Origin of the sequence: Shimia sp. (assembly GCF_039969785.1) — a bacterium.
GTDB lineage: Bacteria > Pseudomonadota > Alphaproteobacteria > Rhodobacterales > Rhodobacteraceae > Shimia.
In genome coordinates this window covers 281,553-299,337 of sequence record NZ_JBDVNC010000018.1, presented here as the reverse complement: position 1 = coordinate 299,337, position 17,785 = coordinate 281,553, and the positions used below count along the sequence as shown (strand labels likewise).

The 17,785-nt window shown below is 53.3% G+C and carries 12 protein-coding genes and 2 pseudogenes; 8 read left to right on the top strand and 6 right to left on the bottom strand.

What is annotated here, in order from left to right; all coding sequences use genetic code 11:
* Both ABJI08_RS10815 and ABJI08_RS10810 read right to left on the bottom strand, forming a co-directional pair.
* A pseudogene (locus tag ABJI08_RS10815) lies at positions 1–292 on the bottom strand (amidohydrolase family protein); the annotation flags it as partial.
* Between the two features lie 98 nt (positions 293–390).
* Positions 391–1,800 carry an amidohydrolase family protein gene (locus ABJI08_RS10810; RefSeq protein ID WP_348401839.1) on the bottom strand — a complete coding sequence of 470 codons (1,410 nt, stop codon included), beginning with the start codon at positions 1,798–1,800 and terminating at the stop codon, positions 391–393.
* A gap of 189 nt (positions 1,801–1,989) precedes the next feature.
* Here ABJI08_RS10810 and ABJI08_RS10805 point away from each other — a divergent pair, with 189 nt between their 5' ends.
* The 5 genes and pseudogenes from ABJI08_RS10805 (at position 1,990) to ABJI08_RS10785 (ending at position 8,175) form a co-directional block, all read left to right on the top strand.
* The gene (locus ABJI08_RS10805; RefSeq protein WP_348401838.1) at positions 1,990–3,003 is read left to right on the top strand and encodes a helix-turn-helix domain-containing protein; all 1,014 of its coding nucleotides are present in this window, start codon (positions 1,990–1,992) and stop codon (positions 3,001–3,003) included.
* 347 nt (positions 3,004–3,350) lie between these two features.
* Positions 3,351–4,376, top strand: coding sequence for a trehalase family glycosidase (locus ABJI08_RS10800; protein ID WP_348401837.1), 1,026 nt, complete (start codon positions 3,351–3,353; stop codon positions 4,374–4,376).
* Positions 4,373–5,059, top strand: a complete 687-nt coding sequence (locus ABJI08_RS10795; RefSeq protein ID WP_348401836.1) for a D-lyxose/D-mannose family sugar isomerase — start codon at positions 4,373–4,375, stop codon at positions 5,057–5,059. Before ABJI08_RS10800 ends, ABJI08_RS10795 begins: the two co-directional genes overlap by 4 nt.
* A gap of 263 nt (positions 5,060–5,322) precedes the next feature.
* Positions 5,323–6,208, top strand: a pseudogene (locus ABJI08_RS10790) (DUF4147 domain-containing protein).
* Positions 6,209–6,648: 440 nt separating this feature from the next.
* On the top strand, positions 6,649–8,175 hold the full coding sequence (locus ABJI08_RS10785) for a DUF1214 domain-containing protein (protein WP_348401835.1): 1,527 nt from the start codon (positions 6,649–6,651) through the stop codon (positions 8,173–8,175).
* A 396-nt stretch (positions 8,176–8,571) separates the two neighbouring features.
* On the opposite strand, the gene rpsA is transcribed toward ABJI08_RS10785, so the two are convergent.
* From rpsA to ABJI08_RS10770, 3 genes are all read right to left on the bottom strand, one after another.
* A complete protein-coding gene (gene rpsA / locus ABJI08_RS10780; RefSeq protein WP_348401834.1) occupies positions 8,572–10,248 on the bottom strand; it encodes a 30S ribosomal protein S1 in 1,677 nt (558 codons plus the stop codon).
* 234 nt (positions 10,249–10,482) lie between these two features.
* A complete protein-coding gene (locus ABJI08_RS10775; protein ID WP_348401833.1) occupies positions 10,483–11,541 on the bottom strand; it encodes a Hint domain-containing protein in 1,059 nt (352 codons plus the stop codon).
* A 458-nt stretch (positions 11,542–11,999) separates the two neighbouring features.
* Complete coding sequence (locus tag ABJI08_RS10770) at positions 12,000–12,263, bottom strand: hypothetical protein (protein WP_348401832.1); 264 nt, start codon at positions 12,261–12,263, stop codon at positions 12,000–12,002.
* A gap of 279 nt (positions 12,264–12,542) precedes the next feature.
* Here ABJI08_RS10770 and ABJI08_RS10765 point away from each other — a divergent pair, with 279 nt between their 5' ends.
* Entirely contained in the window at positions 12,543–12,971 is a 429-nt protein-coding gene (locus ABJI08_RS10765) for a GNAT family N-acetyltransferase (RefSeq protein WP_348401831.1), read from the top strand.
* Here ABJI08_RS10765 and ABJI08_RS10760 read toward each other — a convergent pair.
* A complete protein-coding gene (locus tag ABJI08_RS10760; protein WP_348401830.1) occupies positions 12,961–13,524 on the bottom strand; it encodes an isochorismatase family protein in 564 nt (187 codons plus the stop codon). The two genes, ABJI08_RS10765 and ABJI08_RS10760, sit on opposite strands and share 11 nt — an antisense overlap.
* Positions 13,525–14,024: 500 nt before the next feature.
* Between ABJI08_RS10760 and ABJI08_RS10755 the strand changes: the two genes are divergently transcribed.
* Both ABJI08_RS10755 and ABJI08_RS10750 read left to right on the top strand, forming a co-directional pair.
* Complete coding sequence (locus tag ABJI08_RS10755) at positions 14,025–15,386, top strand: sulfatase-like hydrolase/transferase (protein ID WP_348401829.1); 1,362 nt, start codon at positions 14,025–14,027, stop codon at positions 15,384–15,386.
* Between the two features lie 675 nt (positions 15,387–16,061).
* Positions 16,062–17,612, top strand: coding sequence for an AMP-binding protein (locus tag ABJI08_RS10750; RefSeq protein WP_348401828.1), 1,551 nt, complete (start codon positions 16,062–16,064; stop codon positions 17,610–17,612).
* Positions 17,613–17,785 lie beyond the last annotated feature (173 nt).

Here is a 17,785-nt window from a genome sequence, read left to right as displayed (position 1 = left end):
GTGTCGGCCCCGGCAACTGAAGGTGCACGTGGTTGTCGATGAACCCGGGTGTCAGAGTGCGCCCACCGCCGTCAATGACGGTTGCATTCCCCGCATCGATAGCCTCGGTCGAAACCATCTTAATCAAGTTGCCCTCGACCAAGACATTTGCATTCTCGACACGTTGTTCACTTACACCGTCAAAAACATGGACGTTAGTAAAGAGAGTCTGCTCGGCTTCATCTTGCGCAAAACTTGCAGTGGCAAGAGACAGGATCATGGCCGTCCCGGTGGATATGGCAAAAAGCTTCATCTGGCATTCCTTTCTAAGGTTGGTTTCGCGAGCCGATCGAGGTGTTAAACCGCCTCGCGAATTGCCTGCCAAAGGGCAGGAAAGCGATCACAAGGGTATTACAGGTTGCCGAAATAAGCGTCCCGCCCGGGACCGGCCGGCTTGAACGCCGGAGCGTTTTCGTCAGGCAGCCAGTTCTTGTGCACAAGGCCATCCTTCATCACGAAATCGACCTTGTCGCGCTTTAGGGCGTGGATGTCTTCAAGAGGATTGCCATTAATCAGGATGATATCAGCGTACCCGCCCTCGGCAATTGTTCCCAAAGTCCCTTCCTTGTAGGGATTCATGCCCCCGGACCAAGTCAGAACCTCGGCGGCGTTGCTCGTTGCCGTTCTCAATGACAAAAGTGGGTTCTTGGCGATTTCATCGTTGAACCAGATGATGTTTTCCGCCTGACGGACAACATCGGGTCCAAACATGTCACCACCAGTCACCATGATCAGGTCATGCTTAACTGCCCATTCCATCATTTGCCGGGCGCCAGTGTTCACTTGCGTGGCCTTGGCTTTCTGATCCGCACTAAAAAAGGTGATGCTTTCTGGATCCCCAAATGCCTCCAGCGACATCACGGCTTGAACCGAGAGAGCAACCCCCTCTTCTTTCATCCGGATGATGGTGTCCTCCGAAACGAGGAAATTGTGCTCAATTGTACGGACCCCTGCATCAATGGCACGATTAACAGACCGGTCGTGATAAGCATGGACCGTAACGTAGCTGCCGTAATCCTTTGCAACTTCGACAATGGCTTCCATCTCTTCGACAGACATCTGCGTCATATGTAACGGATCGAATTCACTCGCCACGCCGCCACCGGCCATGACTTTTATCTGGGTGGCCCCTCCGCGAAAGTTGTGCCGGGCAGCGCGTCGAGCCTCGGTCACCCCATCCACAATGTAGCCCCAGCCGTGTCTTTCCAGATCGTCCACATCGCCCGGTCTATCATTAAAAAAGCCAATGTCGCCATGCCCACCTGTCTGGCTTAGAACGCCACCGCTGGGGTAAATGCGCGGTCCCGGGATGATGCCTTTGTTCACACCCTTAGCGACACCCAAAACGTTACACCCTGTGTCTCGTGTTGTGGTGAAGCCCTGGTCCAGATACTCAACCAACACGTGGGCTGTATAAGCACCGGCAAGCATCTGGTCGTAATCAGTGCGGGCCCATGGAATTCCATCACGCAAGCACAAATGCGAATGCATATCGATCAGGCCGGGCATCAACGTGCGCCCTTCTCCATCGACAATATAGGCATCCGGGGCCGCAATCGCCTCTGCAGAAACGGTTTTGAACAGATTGCCTTCGACCAAAACGGAACCACCCATCATCAACTCTGCATCTACACCGTTGAAGATGTTAACGTTGGTGAACAACACCTGACGTGGTTTTTCCACTTCGGCCGCCAAAGGCAAAACACTAATAGCGAAGAACCCACATGCCAGCGTGGTTGAGAAGATTTTATCCAATTTCATAAATGCGCTCCCGAAAAATACCGCCCCGTTTCAGGGGGGGGTCTGGCTACTATTGCAGGTAAGGACAGATCGCGCCTGTCACTTGTCACTTCTGCTTGGTGAAAACTGGTCAAAAATGACCGATTGAGATTGGCGAATGGCACGATTTAAGTCTGAATTAACTTGTGTTCTGTTAATTGGTGATACGCCATGCCGAAATCACTGCCGTTGGTTCAGCTTCAAACTCTTGCACCACTCCTTACGGGTTTAAGAACGGTTGGCATTGACCCGGAAGCTGTATTGGAAAGTGTCGGATTGACACTCAGTGCGGTCGAACAAAAGGGGGCGTCGGTGCATGTTATGGTCATACACCAATTTGTGGAAAACTGCGCAAAAGCAACCGGCGACCCGACCTTCTGCGCTAGAATTGGTTCTCAACTTGACCCCACAGGTTGGCCAATGATCCGCAAAGCTTTCGAGCAATCAACAACGCTGGGGGATTTTCTGAACATTTACGTATCACAAGTCTCGTCGGTTGCGTCTTCAGTCACAGCTTTTTTAGACGTTCGGGGAGATATCGCCTCGTTCGGGGAGGAGCGCAGATTTGAACCTTTGATCCTACCGGCACAGAATGACGGCTTCATGATTGGCCTGAAAGTCAGCATTCTTGAGCAAGCATTGGGCGACCAAATGGAGCCGGATCGGGTTTTTCTCGTGCTGTCGGATCCGTCAGTCCTTCCGCCTGAGTTTGGCCGCTATCAAGCATTGCGCGGCAACAATATGGGGCCGCGAATTCAGTTCCCGTCTGAGTGGCTCTCGACAGCGCTTTCGACAAGACGACCCGAAGTCAGCAATGCGCCTGCGCCGACAAATGACAAGGCAAGCAATTTTCTCGACGGGTTGCGCCATTTGCTGGACCAGAACATCGAAAATGGTGGCTTGTCGGCAGAGGATGCTGCAGGACTGGTACACCTGAGCAAGCGCCAGCTCGCGCGGCAGCTGTCAAATATGGGAACCAATATCTCAAAAGAAATATCCCGCGCCAAAACAGATTATGCAAAGGAGGCTTTGTTAAATTCCAGCCGGGCGGTCGAAGACATTGCATCTGAGTTGGGATATTCAGATCCGTCAAATTTCGCCCGAGCGTTCGCGAAAGAGGCAAAGCTCAGCCCCACACAATTCCGATTGCACCATCAGCGGATATCCAAGCAACAAGGATCGTAGCACCTGCTTTGAGGTTAAGCTCTGCTTGGATTTGCAGGAATTGTCCAAGATAAAAAATTCAACGCGAACTTAATGCAGTCTTTCCGCCGAACCTCCTTGAGATTTGTCAAAGCCAGCAAATTGGGCAACTTATCTCAAGTCGAAAAACAAGAACCGATCATTCTTGTTTGTAATACAAAAACAGCCACTTACGGCCCAAATTCGATCTTACGCTGCGCCTTATTCCAACAATCGAGTATCGAAACACGCTGTCTTTCGCTGCCAGAGCATAGTCCTTGTCCTAGCAGAGGCAGAAATTGGTAGCCGGAGGATAGTTTGCACCGATCATTGATCCTGAGAATTCAACGGTGCACCGGTGGTTTCGCGAACCACGAGTTCGGCTGAGATTTCTGACACGGTACCCCCCCGTCGTAAGCTTTGCCGTCCGTCGGATCTTTGAACGCGCAGCTGACAAAACCCTCGCGACTGAGCAAGCAAAAGCTTTGCCGCCCAAGATTCACGCGTGGCATCAATGGTTCCACCGTTGCCGCGACCCGCAGGGCACTGGGTTGATCGCCTTGCTGCAGCCGTGGGAATCCGGGCGCGACAATTCGGTTGATTGGGATGCCGCATTTGAACGGGTGCCGACCGACGGCGTGATGCCGTTCACCCGGCGCGACACCCAACACGCAAACCCGGAGCATCGGCCCACCCAAGCGCAGTACGAGCGCTACATCTGGCTGGTTCAGCATTTTCGCAGTCTAGGTTGGGACAACACCAAACGACACAACGCCTCGCCGTTTCAAGTGGTCGATCCCGGCTTTAACGCGATCCTGATCCGGTCTTGTAGCGACCTCGCAGTTCTGGCCGATCAACTGAATGAGCCCGGGATTGCGGCACAATCGCGCGCGTTTGCCGAACGCGGGCTCAGCGCTATGGAGACTTTGTGGAATGATGATTGGGGCCAGTACGTTTGCCTTGATCGAACCATCGACGCGCAAATCGACAGCCCCTCGATCGGCGGGCTTCTGGCAGCATTCGCAAACGTCCCGAGCCACCGTGCGAAGGCGATCGCGAAGCGGATTGGTAAGCTGGACGACGATGCAAAGTTCCTTGTGCCCAGCCACGATCCGAAAGCTCCAGAATTTGACAGCTTGCGCTATTGGCGCGGGCCGATCGGGCTGATCGTGAACTACTTGATCGCCGACGGGCTGGCCCAGTCGGACGAAGGCGAAATTGTTAGACGGATCGTCGATGATTCCGTGCGGTTGATTGAAGAAAGCGGATTTGCCGAGTATTACGATCCAATCACTGCCGAGCCCTGCGGCGGTGGAAAATTCACCTGGACCGCGGCCATGGTGATTGAGTTTCTCAGCGAGAAAGTTCCGACATGAAACGTTCCCGAATTAACGACATCCTCACCTCTGCGGATGACATGATCCGCTCATACGGCTTTGTCTTGCCACCTTTTGCCTATTGGACGCCCGACGAGTTCAAGGCCAAAGCCGATGTGGCGGGCCACATCATCGCGACCCGCTGTGGTTGGGACATCACTGACTATGGCGCGGGCCGGTTCGACGAAATGGGGCTGTTCCTGTTTACCCTGCGCAACGGGCTGCTGGGCGATCTGCAAAATGGCGGCGGCATGTGTTATGCTGAAAAGCTGCTGATTTCGAAGCAGGATCAACTATCGCCGATGCACACGCATGTCATTAAGGCCGAGGATATTATCAACCGGGGCGGCGCGACGCTGGTGGTCGAGCTTTTCGGTTCTGATGACACAGGAAAATTCGCCAAAGACGAAGGCGGCACAGTCTCGCTTGATGGCATACGCCACGCCTACGCTCCCGGTGAAAAGCTTCAACTTGCCCCAGGTGAAAGCGTCACCTTACGACCCGGTGACTGGCACGCTTTCTGGGGTGAAGGCGGCGATGTGTTGGTGGGTGAAGTATCCACCGTCAATGATGATGAAAGCGACAACATCTTCCGCGAACCCATTGGCCGCTTTGCCAATATCGAAGAAGACACTGATCCCAAACACCTGCTGGTCAGCGATTACCGGACGTGGCTGGGCTAATTTATGACCGCCACCCCCAAGAGTGACATGGCCGTGCACATGTCTTACGAAACAAGACGTTCATTGGCGCAAACCCAAGAGCGCAATGCAATCCGGCCGCAGTCTGCGGGCCCTCCTGCTGTGACCTTCTACCACCATCTCGGGGTTGGACCATTCGGTGTTCCAGAGGTTGGTCTGGCACGATCGCCGGTCGGGCAACACCGCCAGATTCTCCGGCGGAACAATAATCTAATGACAGCTCAAGCATCCGCAGAGGCCCACACATGATCGGTCTGACATCCGATCCTCGCACCCTTCTCCAGCGTCTATTTCACATTGCAGTTGAGGTCGCTGACCCGATGCGGGTCGTCCCCGATCACCTTCCTCCGCGTCCCAAAGGGCGGTTGATCATAATCGGAGGGGGTAAAGCCAGCGCGCATGGCGGAGGCAGTCGAAGCACATTACGGGGCTTGCGAAGGGCTTGTCATCACCCGCTACGGCTATGCACGTCCCTGCAAGGGTATCGAAATCGTCGAAGCCGCCCATCCGGTGCCAGACGCGCGCGGAGAAGCCGCAACTCGAAGATTGCTTGACCTAGTTTCCGGTCTCAGTCCCGACGATCTGGTTCTTGCTCTGATCTCCGGTGGTGGTTCGGCGTTGCTTTGTGCGCCTTCAAAAGGTGTGTCGCTCATCGAGAAGATGGCAGTTAATCAGGCGCTTTTGACCTCAGGAGCACCGATTGGTGACATGAACATTGTGCGCAAACACCTCAGCCGGATAAAGGGCGGTCAATTGGCGGTGGCCTGTCATCCGGCGCGGGTACTGACGTTGCTAATCTCGGACGTGCCGGGCGACGATCCGGGACAGATTGCCTCGGGGCCAACAGTGGGCGAAATGAGCACCTTGGCCGCCGCTCTTGTGCTGGACGGCCAGTCAGGCATTCACGTTCTTGCCTGCGATACCGATGGCGTTGATGGTGCAGCGGACGTGGCAGGGGCCTATGCCGGCCCTGCCACCCTAGAAATGGCCCGCCAACGAGGTGCCGATCCCGAATTGGCGTTGGCCGAGAATGACGCTCACAGTTTCTTCGGTGCCATCGATGGCCAGGCCATAACCGGCCCGACACTGACGAATGTCAACGACTTCAGGGCTGTTTTGGTTCTGCCTTAAACGGCCCTGCCCTACCCTGCGGTCAGCATAACAGTTGGTAAAACTCCTGAAACTACTCCCCCAAGGATCGGTACCCAGCCTGTCGTTCCACATACCGGTCGGCCAGTCTGCTATACGGTAGGCACGCTGTACTTGTTGTGAGCAGCATAGATGCTCAAAGACATTTTGACGTCGCGTATACAGACTAGTGCAAAGTGCCTGCAGAGAAAGTTATCGAAAGCGACTTTTGTCTTCGCTAAGCGTCCGATTGATCAGTTTTCTAACGAAGGTTCACAGCGCCTGATACGGCCCGCACCTCTGCTTTTTGGCCTGTCGAACTATGCCTTGGAGAAAAACGCCATTGCCATTTGGAAGGCCTAGGTTGTTTAGTGGCAATAGTATTCAGCGTTAACACATGAAACTGATCAAACTATCTATTTGAAACTATTGGGATTAATTCAATGAAAAAACTACTTGGCTCAACGGCTCTCGCTTTTTCTCTCATGGTTAGTTCGTCTATGGCTGTTACGCCTACTGGCTCGGATTTCAACGATACTGGTGATATCTTGGCTCGCTCTGCGCAGCACACAGACATTGAGTACGACATTATGGTGCAACGCGCGACCCAGGCAGCAATCCACTATATGCCCGCTGTTGCTCAAGTAGATTTCATCAAGGCTACGGTGCGAGCTGGCGGAGATTACGATACGGTTAACTTTGTAACAAAACCATTCGGCTCTGAGAAAGGCTTTCTGACTGCCAACGATACGACGGCTTATGCGTGGGGGTCGATCTCGGCCAAGGACGGTCCGATGATTGTCGAAGTCCCCCCAATGTCAGACAAAGTGGATTACTTTGGCTCATTCATCACAGCATGGCACGTGCCGATGGTTGACGTGGGCTCCAAAGGCGCTGATGAAGGTAAAGGCGGCAAATACCTGTTCCTTCCACTCGAATATGACGACGCCTTCGGCACTGCCGCGGAACTGGAAGCGCAGGGTTATATAATTGTACCCAATTTTGATACGCATGACGTGTCTTTTTCGTTCCGGCCGACACTTCTAAACGGTGCCACGCATGCCGAAGCTGGTGAGCATGCTAAGGGCATCAAAATCTACTCGTTAGAAGAAGATGTTAACGGCAAAATCGAGCCGACTGAATACTTGGACGCGACTGAGCTGCCTTACGACTGTCTGCCCTACTACAACATGACCTTCATCGAAGACATCAACGATGTGGTGCAGAACAATCCGGTACGCGAGAAAGACCGGGCTATTTACTCAATGCTCCAAAGCATCGGCATCAAGAAAGATGAGGCGTTTGAACCAACTCCAATTCAGAAAAAAGCAGCACTTGAAGGTCTGGAACTCGCTTACTCATACATGCAGAAAAAGTTCGTAACCGAGGGTGAAGCTGTTGCGCCTTTATGGGTCAAAGACGGCGAAAAACTATCCGAGTGGTCATTCTGGAACTTCGGTCCTCAGGCGCAACTGGGTTTCCCGTTTGAGGATGGGGAAGAGATCCTGATCGACAAACGTGCAACGACATATTTCTACGTCACGTTCGTACCAAGTAAGCTAGGTGGTGCTACGTTTTATTTGACCGGCCTGCGTGATTCAGATGGGAACATGCTTAACGGCAAAGACACCTACAAGCTGAACGTTCCTGATGATGTACCCGCCAAAGATTTCTGGTCAGCGATCGTCTACAATATGGAAACCAAGAACTTTAACCGTGGTGTTGATCGGGTTGGCGCGTCTACCAAAGACTTGGACAATATGGTTAAGAATGAAGATGGCTCTGTCGATGTTTTCTACGCGCCTAACCTAGACGAAGTTCCAGAAGGTTATGAAGCGAACTGGGTGACCACAGAGAGCGCTACTAACGCGAATGATTGGTTCTTCCTGTTCCGCCTATACCGTCCTGAATCTAAAGACTGGTTCAAAAATTGGATACTGAAAGACGTTGAGAACATCTCAAAAAACTAGCAAAGTAGGGCTCTCTTTCGGGAGCCCTTTTTCTTTATCACATTAAAAAAATTACGCCGAGAGGCGCAGTTCCTGATTGGGACGAACCTGTTATTTTACACTGCACGTTTCGTCCCATCGGGGCCGTTGGGGTTGATCACGGCAAAGGTCGGAAATCCGCCCTACACGACGGGTATTTCAGACTTCAAATTACGAGTTTGGGTTCAAAATCGACGTACCGCGTAGAGATGTTGAACTCACCAAAGTAGTGTGATGCCCGGTTGTGGTTTCAAAAATTTGTGATGTACGGGGAGCCAGCCAATAGCAACCTGAATAAGCTCCAATAAGCTGCCCCGGTTAAACGAAAAAACCCCGCCGTTTCCGGCGGGGTTCTTAATTTTCACAAGCGCGTTTCGCTTACTCGTCGCCCTTAAGCGCTGCACCCAGGATGTCGCCCAGCGACGCACCTGAATCCGACGAGCCATACTGCTGAACGGCTTCTTTCTCTTCTGCAATCTCACGTGCCTTGATCGACAGACCCAGACGACGTGTTTTGCTGTCAACGTTGGTGATGCGCACATCAACCTTGTTGCCAACCGAGAAACGCTCAGGGCGCTGCTCTGCACGGTCACGCGACAGATCGGAACGGCGGATAAAGGACTTCATGCCTTCGTATTCCACCTCGATGCCGCCATCTTCGATCGCAGTCACTTCGACAGTCACGATCGAGCCGCGCTTTACGCCGCCAACCGCTTCAGCGAACTTGTCTCCGCCCAGCGCTTTGATCGAAAGCGAGATACGCTCTTTTTCGATGTCGACTTCGGAAACAACCGCCTGAACGATGTCGCCCTTGCGGTAGTTCTGGATCGCGTCTTCGCCACGCTCGTCCCACGAAAGGTCGGACAGGTGAACCATGCCGTCGATTTCGCCGGGCAGGCCGATGAACAGACCGAATTCGGTGATGTTCTTGACTTCGCCTTCGACTGCGGTGTCCTGAGGATGTGTTTCTGCAAACACTTCCCATGGGTTGCGCATAGTCTGCTTGAGTCCCAGAGACACGCGGCGCTTGGCACCATCGATTTCCAGAACCATAACGTCCACTTCCTGGCTGGTCGAAACGATCTTGCCGGGGTGTACGTTTTTCTTGGTCCAGGACATTTCCGAAACGTGGACCAGACCTTCAACACCGGGCTCCAGCTCAACAAATGCACCGTAATCGGTGATGTTGGTCACGCGGCCTTTGTGGACCGAGCTCAGCGGATACTTGGCAGCAACCAGATCCCATGGATCTTCCTGCAGCTGCTTCATGCCCAGGCTGATGCGGTGAGTTTCTTTGTTGATCTTGATGACCTGAACCTTAACGGTTTCGCCGATCGACAGGATCTCAGAAGGATGGTTCACACGGCGCCATGCCATGTCAGTGACGTGCAACAGCCCGTCAACACCGCCCAAATCAACAAACGCACCGTATTCGGTGATGTTCTTGACCACACCGTCAACCGCCTGGCCTTCGGTCAGGTTACCGATAACTTCGGCACGCTGCTCGGCACGCGATTCTTCCAGAATGGCGCGACGCGACACAACGATGTTGCCACGACGACGGTCCATTTTCAGAACCTGGAACGGCTGCTTCAGACCCATAAGCGGGCCAGCGTCGCGCACGGGGCGTACGTCAACCTGCGAACCGGGCAAGAAGGCAACAGCGCCGCCAAGGTCGACTGTAAAGCCACCTTTGACGCGACCAAAGATGGCGCCTTCGACGCGCTCTTCGTCTGCGTATGCTTTTTCCAGGCGATCCCATGCTTCTTCGCGGCGCGCCATCTCACGAGAGATAACAGCTTCGCCACGGGCGTTTTCAGCCGCGCGCAGGTAGACTTCCACTTCGTCGCCTACAGCGATTTCAGGAGCTTCACCGGGATTTGCGAATTCTTTAAGATCGACACGGCCTTCCATCTTGTAACCGACGTCGATAATGGCCTGGCCCGCTTCAATTGCGATTACCTTGCCTTTGACAACCGAACCCTCGTTCGGTGTGTCCATTTCGAAGCTTTCTTGCAGGAGGGCTTCGAATTCCTCCATAGTTGTATCAGCCATCTGGCGTTTCATTCCTTTACAAACGTTTTAACTGGCCACGCGGTTGTCTCCGCCGGTCTTGGTTGGTGCCCCGCCTTTTGGCGAAACGAATTGGTCAGACGTACCGCAAAACAAAGAGGGCCGGTATGTCCCGACCCTTGCTCGTCTCTTTTGTTTTATGGCGTAGTTCGCCTTGTCGACGCCCGCGCGTATAGATGAATGCGCCTCGGGGTGCAAGGTCTAAGACAGCTTTCTCTAGGCAACCAAGGCCGCACTTTGTCCGGAGTTTATTCCGCCCTTGGTATGGCTCAACCCGGTATAGGCCAGCAACAGGTCCCCTTCCCGTTTGGTTATCGCCTGACGCGCCAGCGAACCATATCCATCCCAGCCGTTTTTGTACTGTGGGAAATGTCGGCTCAGATCAATTCGCGCGGTTTCACTCATACTTGCGATTGCGGAGTCTCCGGGAAACAGGCTCTCGCATGCAAGACCGTTGGCAAAAATGACTTCGTGGCAATCAAACATTAGATGGAAATATTCTACGCCCGCGGCCACGTCTGGCGCTGGTGCACCAGGCAGATCGCGGCAACAGGCGGCTGGCAGGAACACTTCGGCGTTTCGAAACAACAGCTCGGCCTCCCATCCGCTAAAAAGGAACCGGTGCTGGGGCGAGAGCCACAAATCAGACAGAGGTAAACCCGGCCCAAGAAAGTTCGCAGAAATGCAAACAGGTCTGAACCGAGGTTCCTGCAACAGGTCCGAAAAATCCAAATGTCGGCGGGCGATCCAGACGAGGCTGAGCTGCCGTCCATCAACTGAACTGACAACATCGCCGGGAGCCAAATCTTCAACTGGAACCTCACCGATAGGTGTCCTGATCAAAGTACCTCTTGCAAAACAAACCGGCACGTTCACAGTCGTGGAAACTGCGTCAAGATCATGCGCCCCATTTGGAAAATCATCCATCGTCGCTGCAGAGATCCCGCCGGGCAGAAAAAACAACCGTTGACCATCTGCTGTAGTGATGACAACGATTGGTTCTCCGCGCAGATCTAAACCATTGACGTTGCTCAGTTTGTTGCTGTTCGGCAATGTCCCCGAGAAGTTGACAGTAAAGGTCATCTCAACACCGTCAACGATCACTGTGGTATCCGGATCAGCCGCGCCACCGTTGGGTTCCAGATTGAGATCGCCACTGGCACCACTCGAGAATGTGATCTCAGTGGTGGGCGTTGTATTTGTATTCTGCGCATTCAAAGCAGCATTGTTCGCGGTGTTGCTGTCACCCCGCGCAAAAAAAGAAATCGTTGCCATTTCTGCCTGCCCCGCCTCAAGAAGGACTATGTGGTCCCGTTTTTCGGAACTGTTTTTTCGTTTAAAACAAAATTCTGTTAGTACTAATAGTGTCTGCAGGAATTGTGGCAAAATTGGGGCAAGCGGCCATATTTCGCCTTAATTCACCAAATTTTACACAGTTTCAAACTGACATTCTCACTATCTGCTAAATTTGCCCTAGTGCCAGACCTCGACTGTCGCAATTGCTATAGACACGGCCATTAGTGTCAAGGGCTGCTGATGTCGGCGAAGAGTTCGTATTACCGGGTGCTGCGCAGCGTTTGAGCGGCAGCAATCGGACGTGGTTTTGAGGCATAGTCCACCTTGTCGGCGCTCGCGCGGACAGGTGATCCGGGCGCGAGGTGCAAGAGGGCGGCAATGCCTTAAGGGCTGTGGCAAACCAAGCCGCTATCCGTCTCCTACTAGCCCGCCCTGCCTCAGGCGCTTGCGATGGCCGTCCGTACGATGTGCCACTCTTCCTCAATCGAACCGGGATGCCGGGGTTTGCCCACAAGCTGATACCAATAATCGGCATTGGCATCATCGCCTTCGATCCGGTGCACCAGAGCATGAACCCAATCGAACTCGACCACACCTTCGTGCGCCTGACAAATCTGGTGCGCCTTTTCCATTTCCGCACCGGGCAGAAAATTTCCCGCCTTAAGCAAATCAAGTGCTTCAAGAATAAGTACCTGTGACATGCGCTGCACCTCCGTCCTTTTGGGTCGCCGCTTTATGGGCTGGGTTGAGAACATCATTGACGCCTGAGATGGTCACACTTGTGCAATTCTGTCTATCTGCACTTATCCCAAAATGAACAAATCTGATATTGACGCCAATAGCGTCGGATGCCCGCAACGCGCTTGTTTTGACCTATGGGGCAAGGTCATGAATGACTGCATTGTTGGTGTAGTGTCTGCATCCTCGCTTGCACATGGACTATCACCGTGGAAAGTTGCCCCAACTTCTGGACAATCAAAATGACAACCGACACCACATCAATCGACACTGTGATTCAACCGCCTTCGGTCGCGGAATACCTTAAGCTGCGTCGAGAAGGCGAATTGAGAGCGTTCTCACCCGAAGCTGCCGAAATTGGCCTCAAAGGCACTCTGTTCGCAGTGACACTTAGACATGAGAATGAGGCTATCGGAATGGGTCGCATCGTCGGAGATGGAGGATGCTTTGTTCAGATAGTCGACATTGCAGTAGATCCTCGTTTTCGCGGCAAAGGTCTTGGCAAAAGAATTATGGCATCGTTGATGGAGTGGGCAAAAAACGAGCTTCCAGAGACAACCTTTCTAAGCCTTTTCGCGGATATTCCAGCCGACAAGTTATATGCGCAATTTGGTTTCACAGAGACTGCGCCCAAGTCCCTTGGGATGTCTTGCCGGGTGACTAGGACCTAAACGCAAAATCTGCGGATGACATGACTGTGACGGCATGATCCCCGGCGTCAAAACCATTCAGAGTTTGGTTGTGGTGGGCAATTATTTCATTTTGTTTCAGCACGTCCGTATCGCCTGTGCAATGTCCATCCGAGATCAAAACGACATCAAACCCAAGCGAAACCGCACGCCTGACAGATGTATCCACGCAGAATTGTGTCATACAGCCACCAACAACCAATCGAGATGCACCCAGCCTTTGCAGATGCTCCATCAGATCAGTTTCATGGAACGAGTCACAGCTTTTCTTATGGACAACAATGTCACCCGCGTTCGCAGATAGTGCCGGAACAATTTCCCAGCCCACACTTCCGATAGCCAGCCTATGACCGTCCGGTCCATCGTTTTGAACAAGGATTGTCTGAATGCCTTGGTCCGCAGCTGACGATTTCAAATCAGCGAGCCGAGTGACCATTTCAGTGAAATAACCGACGACATCATCCAGACGGTCCTCGCCAGCAGCACCATCAAGAATGGCTTGCTGTACATCAATTAAGAGAAGAATATCTGTCATAGCGTTCTGTCCTGCATTCACGATCTATCGTCAATCGAGCATCGTTGTATTTACTGGCTTTTCGAAAGGCGGGCGCTTGTCTCAGCGCAGTGACTTCACACTTCGTCCGCAAAACAGTCATTGGTGCAACTTACATCAAACGCTCACGTCCCGCCGAAACCAACAAATCCCAACCACCCTGCCCGCGCCATTAACCTGGCTATACCCTCCAATCCCCCAAAACCACACCGACGCAATACCGACGGGATACCGACGTGTTGCCGCAACGTGATTTCGCCAGAACTGTCGCTCTTGGCTTGCTCTGGACGGCCTGGCAGGACTAACTCGTCTGTGAAATTCGTCAATATTTTTTGTCGACTTTTGACGGAACGTCGATGTTGATTGACAGCACGTCCACCGCTTTACTTTCACGTCTGCCGATTTCCCTCCGGAGGAACTATGAAAGACATTATTTAAAGGGTAAACACGCCGCCTTTGCCAATACTGCAACGCTTGCCGCATTGTCTCTTACAACGACATATTCGAGCGCCGAAGACGGCAAAATCATCCATAACGCAGAGCACTATGTGTTGGAAGCACAGCATGGCGACAAATGGGCAATGGAAGACGGCGACATTCAGGAAAAGCTGGATGCTTTGGAAGCCAAGCACGGCACCAAGCCGAATATCATCCACATCATGTGGGATGACACAGCCGTTGGCAAAGTTGGGATCCCCGAAATTCAGACTGTTCGAGGGTTCGAAACACCATACATGAACCAGATGGCTGATGAAGGCATCAACTTTATGCGGATGTACACCGAGCCGGCCTGTACACCAACCCGCGCAGCATTCCAGACCGGCCGTTATACGGTGCGATCCGGCATGCACACTGTGTCGTTCCCTGTCGAATACTCCGGCATTGACGGCGAAGAAGTCACCATCGCCGAAGTCCTCTCGGATGTCGGTTACAAAACGGCCTTTTTCGGCAAATGGCACCTTGGCGATACCGAATTTTCGTACGCTCATAACCAAGGCTATGACGAGTCATTTTTTACTCCCTACAATCAGGTTTCATCTATGTGGGTTCCGGGTGCCGAGGTTAACAACGTTATGACCGGCCTTTATCCTGAGCTATTCGGTGAAGACAAATACCGAATGGACAGCTCGTGGCAGCCCAATGGCTACCTATGGACCTTAGAAGGAACCAATGAATGGGGTCCGCCACCAGACATCACGAGTTTCTGGGATATCGAAGTTGAAGCCCAACGCCGCACGCTGGAATTCATTGACCAAAGTGTTGAGGCGAAGAAACCGTTCTTCATAGCCTATCACCCAATTGCGACAGGCTTTGTCCCGGACCCCCGGTCAAAGTCTAAGCTGACTGCAAACAAAAACGTCTTGCAAGAAGCGCTGGTCAAGATTGACGCCTTTGTCGGCGATTTGTTCACGCATCTCGAAGAAAAAGGCATTTCCGACAATACGTTGGTTATCGTGATGGCCGACAAAGGCCCGTTCACGCATTTTGGCCCGCGCGGCATGGTTGAGACGCTCTATACCGGAGGGAAAGGTGACTTTACCGAAGGTGGTGTGCGCGTGCCAGCGATTGCGAAATGGGACGGCGTGATTGAGCCTGACCAGATCGTGGGTGACATCCTGCACGTTACCGATCTGTTCACCACTTTCGCCCGTCTTGGCGGCGCAATGGTTGGCACTCCGACGGACCGTGTTATTGACGGGATTGATCAGACATCCTTGTTCATGAATGGAGATGGTTACAGCCGTCGGGACTATGTGATGATCTATCAGGGCCCGGTGCTTGCTGCCGGTGTCAAAGGACGTTTCAAACGAGACTGGAAAATGCGACACCCGGCCTGTCATTGAATGAGTTCTATGACCTCTTCACCGACCCGCGCGAAGCAAACGGAGAGATGATTGAGCAATTTCATGTGAAATCGATGTTCAATCGTCAGCGGGCACGCCATGAACTGTGGATGTAGGAATACCCGAACAGACCTGACGCCACTTCTGGCCCGGCGCTCACCGGGATTGCCAACGAACGTCCAGAGACACGCAAGCTCTACACAGCGCCTGCTGATCTGGAAGGTCTGCCCTTCACACCTGAGCAGGTGAGCAACTTTCCGATCCCATTTTCGGATAGCGATCTGTAGACCATACCGCCAACACACCCCAGAGCCTTCGGGCTCTGGTTCATATGTGGGTAAGTTCTGGACGCCTGTTTTCTGGTTTTGCAGGCGAACATTGTCGGAATGACTGTGTCTCCAAAATCAATCATTGATTTCACGTTTGCACTCAAACCAACTATTACCAAACACTCCGTCCTCAGCATTAACCCGCCCAATGCCCCCAATCCGCCACAATCAGACCGACGCAATACCGACGTGATACCGACGCGTTGCCGAACAGGATAAATCTGATAAATCAACGCGTTAACTTTGAATCCTTTCACCAAAGCCAAAACTCCCCGCAATCCGCAATGATTCTACCATTTTGGATTTTCCCCCACCCCGGCTAAGGTCGCGTGAGGGAGGACAGTGAATGTCAATTATCAAGAGCACGTTTCCGGACGTCGACCTGACCAAAAAATCGATCACACAGCGCGTTTTTGAAGGCATTGATCCGGATATGACCATTCTGACCGATGGCCCTTCGGGCCGGTCCATGACGGGGCGCGAATTTATGAACGCTGTCAAATCGCTGGCGGGCGGGTTGAATGCCGCGGGCTTTGGCGCAGGCAAATGCATTGCGTTGATGGCTCCTAACATCCCGGAATATTGTATTGTTTTCCACGGTATGGCGTGGGCGGGTGGCACTGTGACAACCATCAATCCGACCTACACCGCGCCCGAAGTTGCCTATCAGCTCAAGGACGCAAACGCTGAAATTCTGATCACCATAGAACCCTTTGCAGAGACTGCAAAAGCCGCCGTAAAGGACACAAATGTCCAGCACATCGTGATCATAGGCGAGGCCCCGGACGGCACCCTGCCCCTGTCGGATTTCATGGGCGCGCCGCAAGAAACGCAAAGCCCGATTGACGCCACCAGCCACGTCGTCGCCCTGCCCTATTCCTCAGGCACAACCGGCCTGCCCAAAGGCGTGATGCTGACCCACCAAAATCTGGTTGTGAACATCGACCAGACACTGGCCTCAACCGACCTGGAAGCCGGCGAATTAACGCTGGCCTTTCTGCCGTTCTTCCACATCTACGGCCTTCAGGTGCTGATGAATATTTACCTGACAGCCGGTGGCGGATTGATCACGATCCCGCGGTTCGATCTGGAATTGTACCTTGAACTGATCACCAAACATCAGACCCGACGGCTTTGGGTTGTGCCCCCCGTCGCGCTGGCGCTGGCCATGCATCCGTTGGTGGATAAATACGACCTTTCCTTTGTGGAACAGGTGTTTTCTGCGGCCGCGCCGCTGGGCGGCGACGTTGCCGAAGCGCTGGCCAAACGGCTCGACGCCACAGTGGCTCAGGGCTATGGCATGACCGAACTCAGCCCGGTCAGCCATGTGTCCCCCAGCGGCCTTGGCAAACCCGGAGCATCGGGCGTGACGATCCCCAACACGCAAAGCCGCATCATAGATCCCGACACAGGCGCGTCGCTTGAGCCGCACCAGACCGGCGAATTGCTGGTGCGTGGCCCACAAGTGATGAAGGGCTATCTGAACAACCCAGAAGCAACTCAAAACACCATCGACGCCGACGGTTGGCTTCACACTGGCGACGTCGCCCATTTTGATGAGGACGGGTATCTCTATCTGACCGACCGGGTCAAAGAGCTGATCAAATACAAAGGGTTCCAGGTCGCCCCCGCCGAGCTTGAATCCACATTGCTCACCCACCCCGATATATCCGACGTCGCCGTGATCGGCATTCCGGATGGCGATGCCGGAGAAGTTCCAATGGCCTTTATCGTGGCGCCGAAATCAGCCCCCTCTCTGGAAGACGTGCAAGCGTATCTCGACGGCAAACTGGCGCATTATAAACAGGTCCGCCAGCTGCGCGTGGTCGACGCCGTGCCCAAATCCCCCTCCGGCAAAATCCTGCGCCGCCTGCTGCGCGATGAAATGGGGGTCTGATTTTCCGTCCGGCAGATTACTTTTCAAAAGTCTTCTGCCGGAATTGCCCAACTGCATTTCCCGCCGCAGTCTTCTGCATTTGGCCTGCCCGTTGAGAGACTGAGCCACATAGGTGACGGTGCTGACGGAATACTGACGCAATACCGACGGCATACCGAAGCCGGATTTATGGG

Coding starts and splice junctions, on each gene's coding strand:
- ABJI08_RS10810 (WP_348401839.1), bottom strand. CDS start 1,800: ATGAAATTGGATAAAATCTTCTCAACCACGCTGGCATGTGGGTTCTTC.
- ABJI08_RS10805 (WP_348401838.1), top strand. CDS start 1,990: ATGCCGAAATCACTGCCGTTGGTTCAGCTTCAAACTCTTGCACCACTC.
- ABJI08_RS10795 (WP_348401836.1), top strand. CDS start 4,373: ATGAAACGTTCCCGAATTAACGACATCCTCACCTCTGCGGATGACATG.
- ABJI08_RS10785 (WP_348401835.1), top strand. CDS start 6,649: ATGAAAAAACTACTTGGCTCAACGGCTCTCGCTTTTTCTCTCATGGTT.
- rpsA (WP_348401834.1), bottom strand. CDS start 10,248: ATGGCTGATACAACTATGGAGGAATTCGAAGCCCTCCTGCAAGAAAGC.
- ABJI08_RS10775 (WP_348401833.1), bottom strand. CDS start 11,541: ATGGCAACGATTTCTTTTTTTGCGCGGGGTGACAGCAACACCGCGAAC.
- ABJI08_RS10770 (WP_348401832.1), bottom strand. CDS start 12,263: ATGTCACAGGTACTTATTCTTGAAGCACTTGATTTGCTTAAGGCGGGA.
- ABJI08_RS10765 (WP_348401831.1), top strand. CDS start 12,543: ATGACAACCGACACCACATCAATCGACACTGTGATTCAACCGCCTTCG.
- ABJI08_RS10760 (WP_348401830.1), bottom strand. CDS start 13,524: ATGACAGATATTCTTCTCTTAATTGATGTACAGCAAGCCATTCTTGAT.
- ABJI08_RS10750 (WP_348401828.1), top strand. CDS start 16,062: ATGTCAATTATCAAGAGCACGTTTCCGGACGTCGACCTGACCAAAAAA.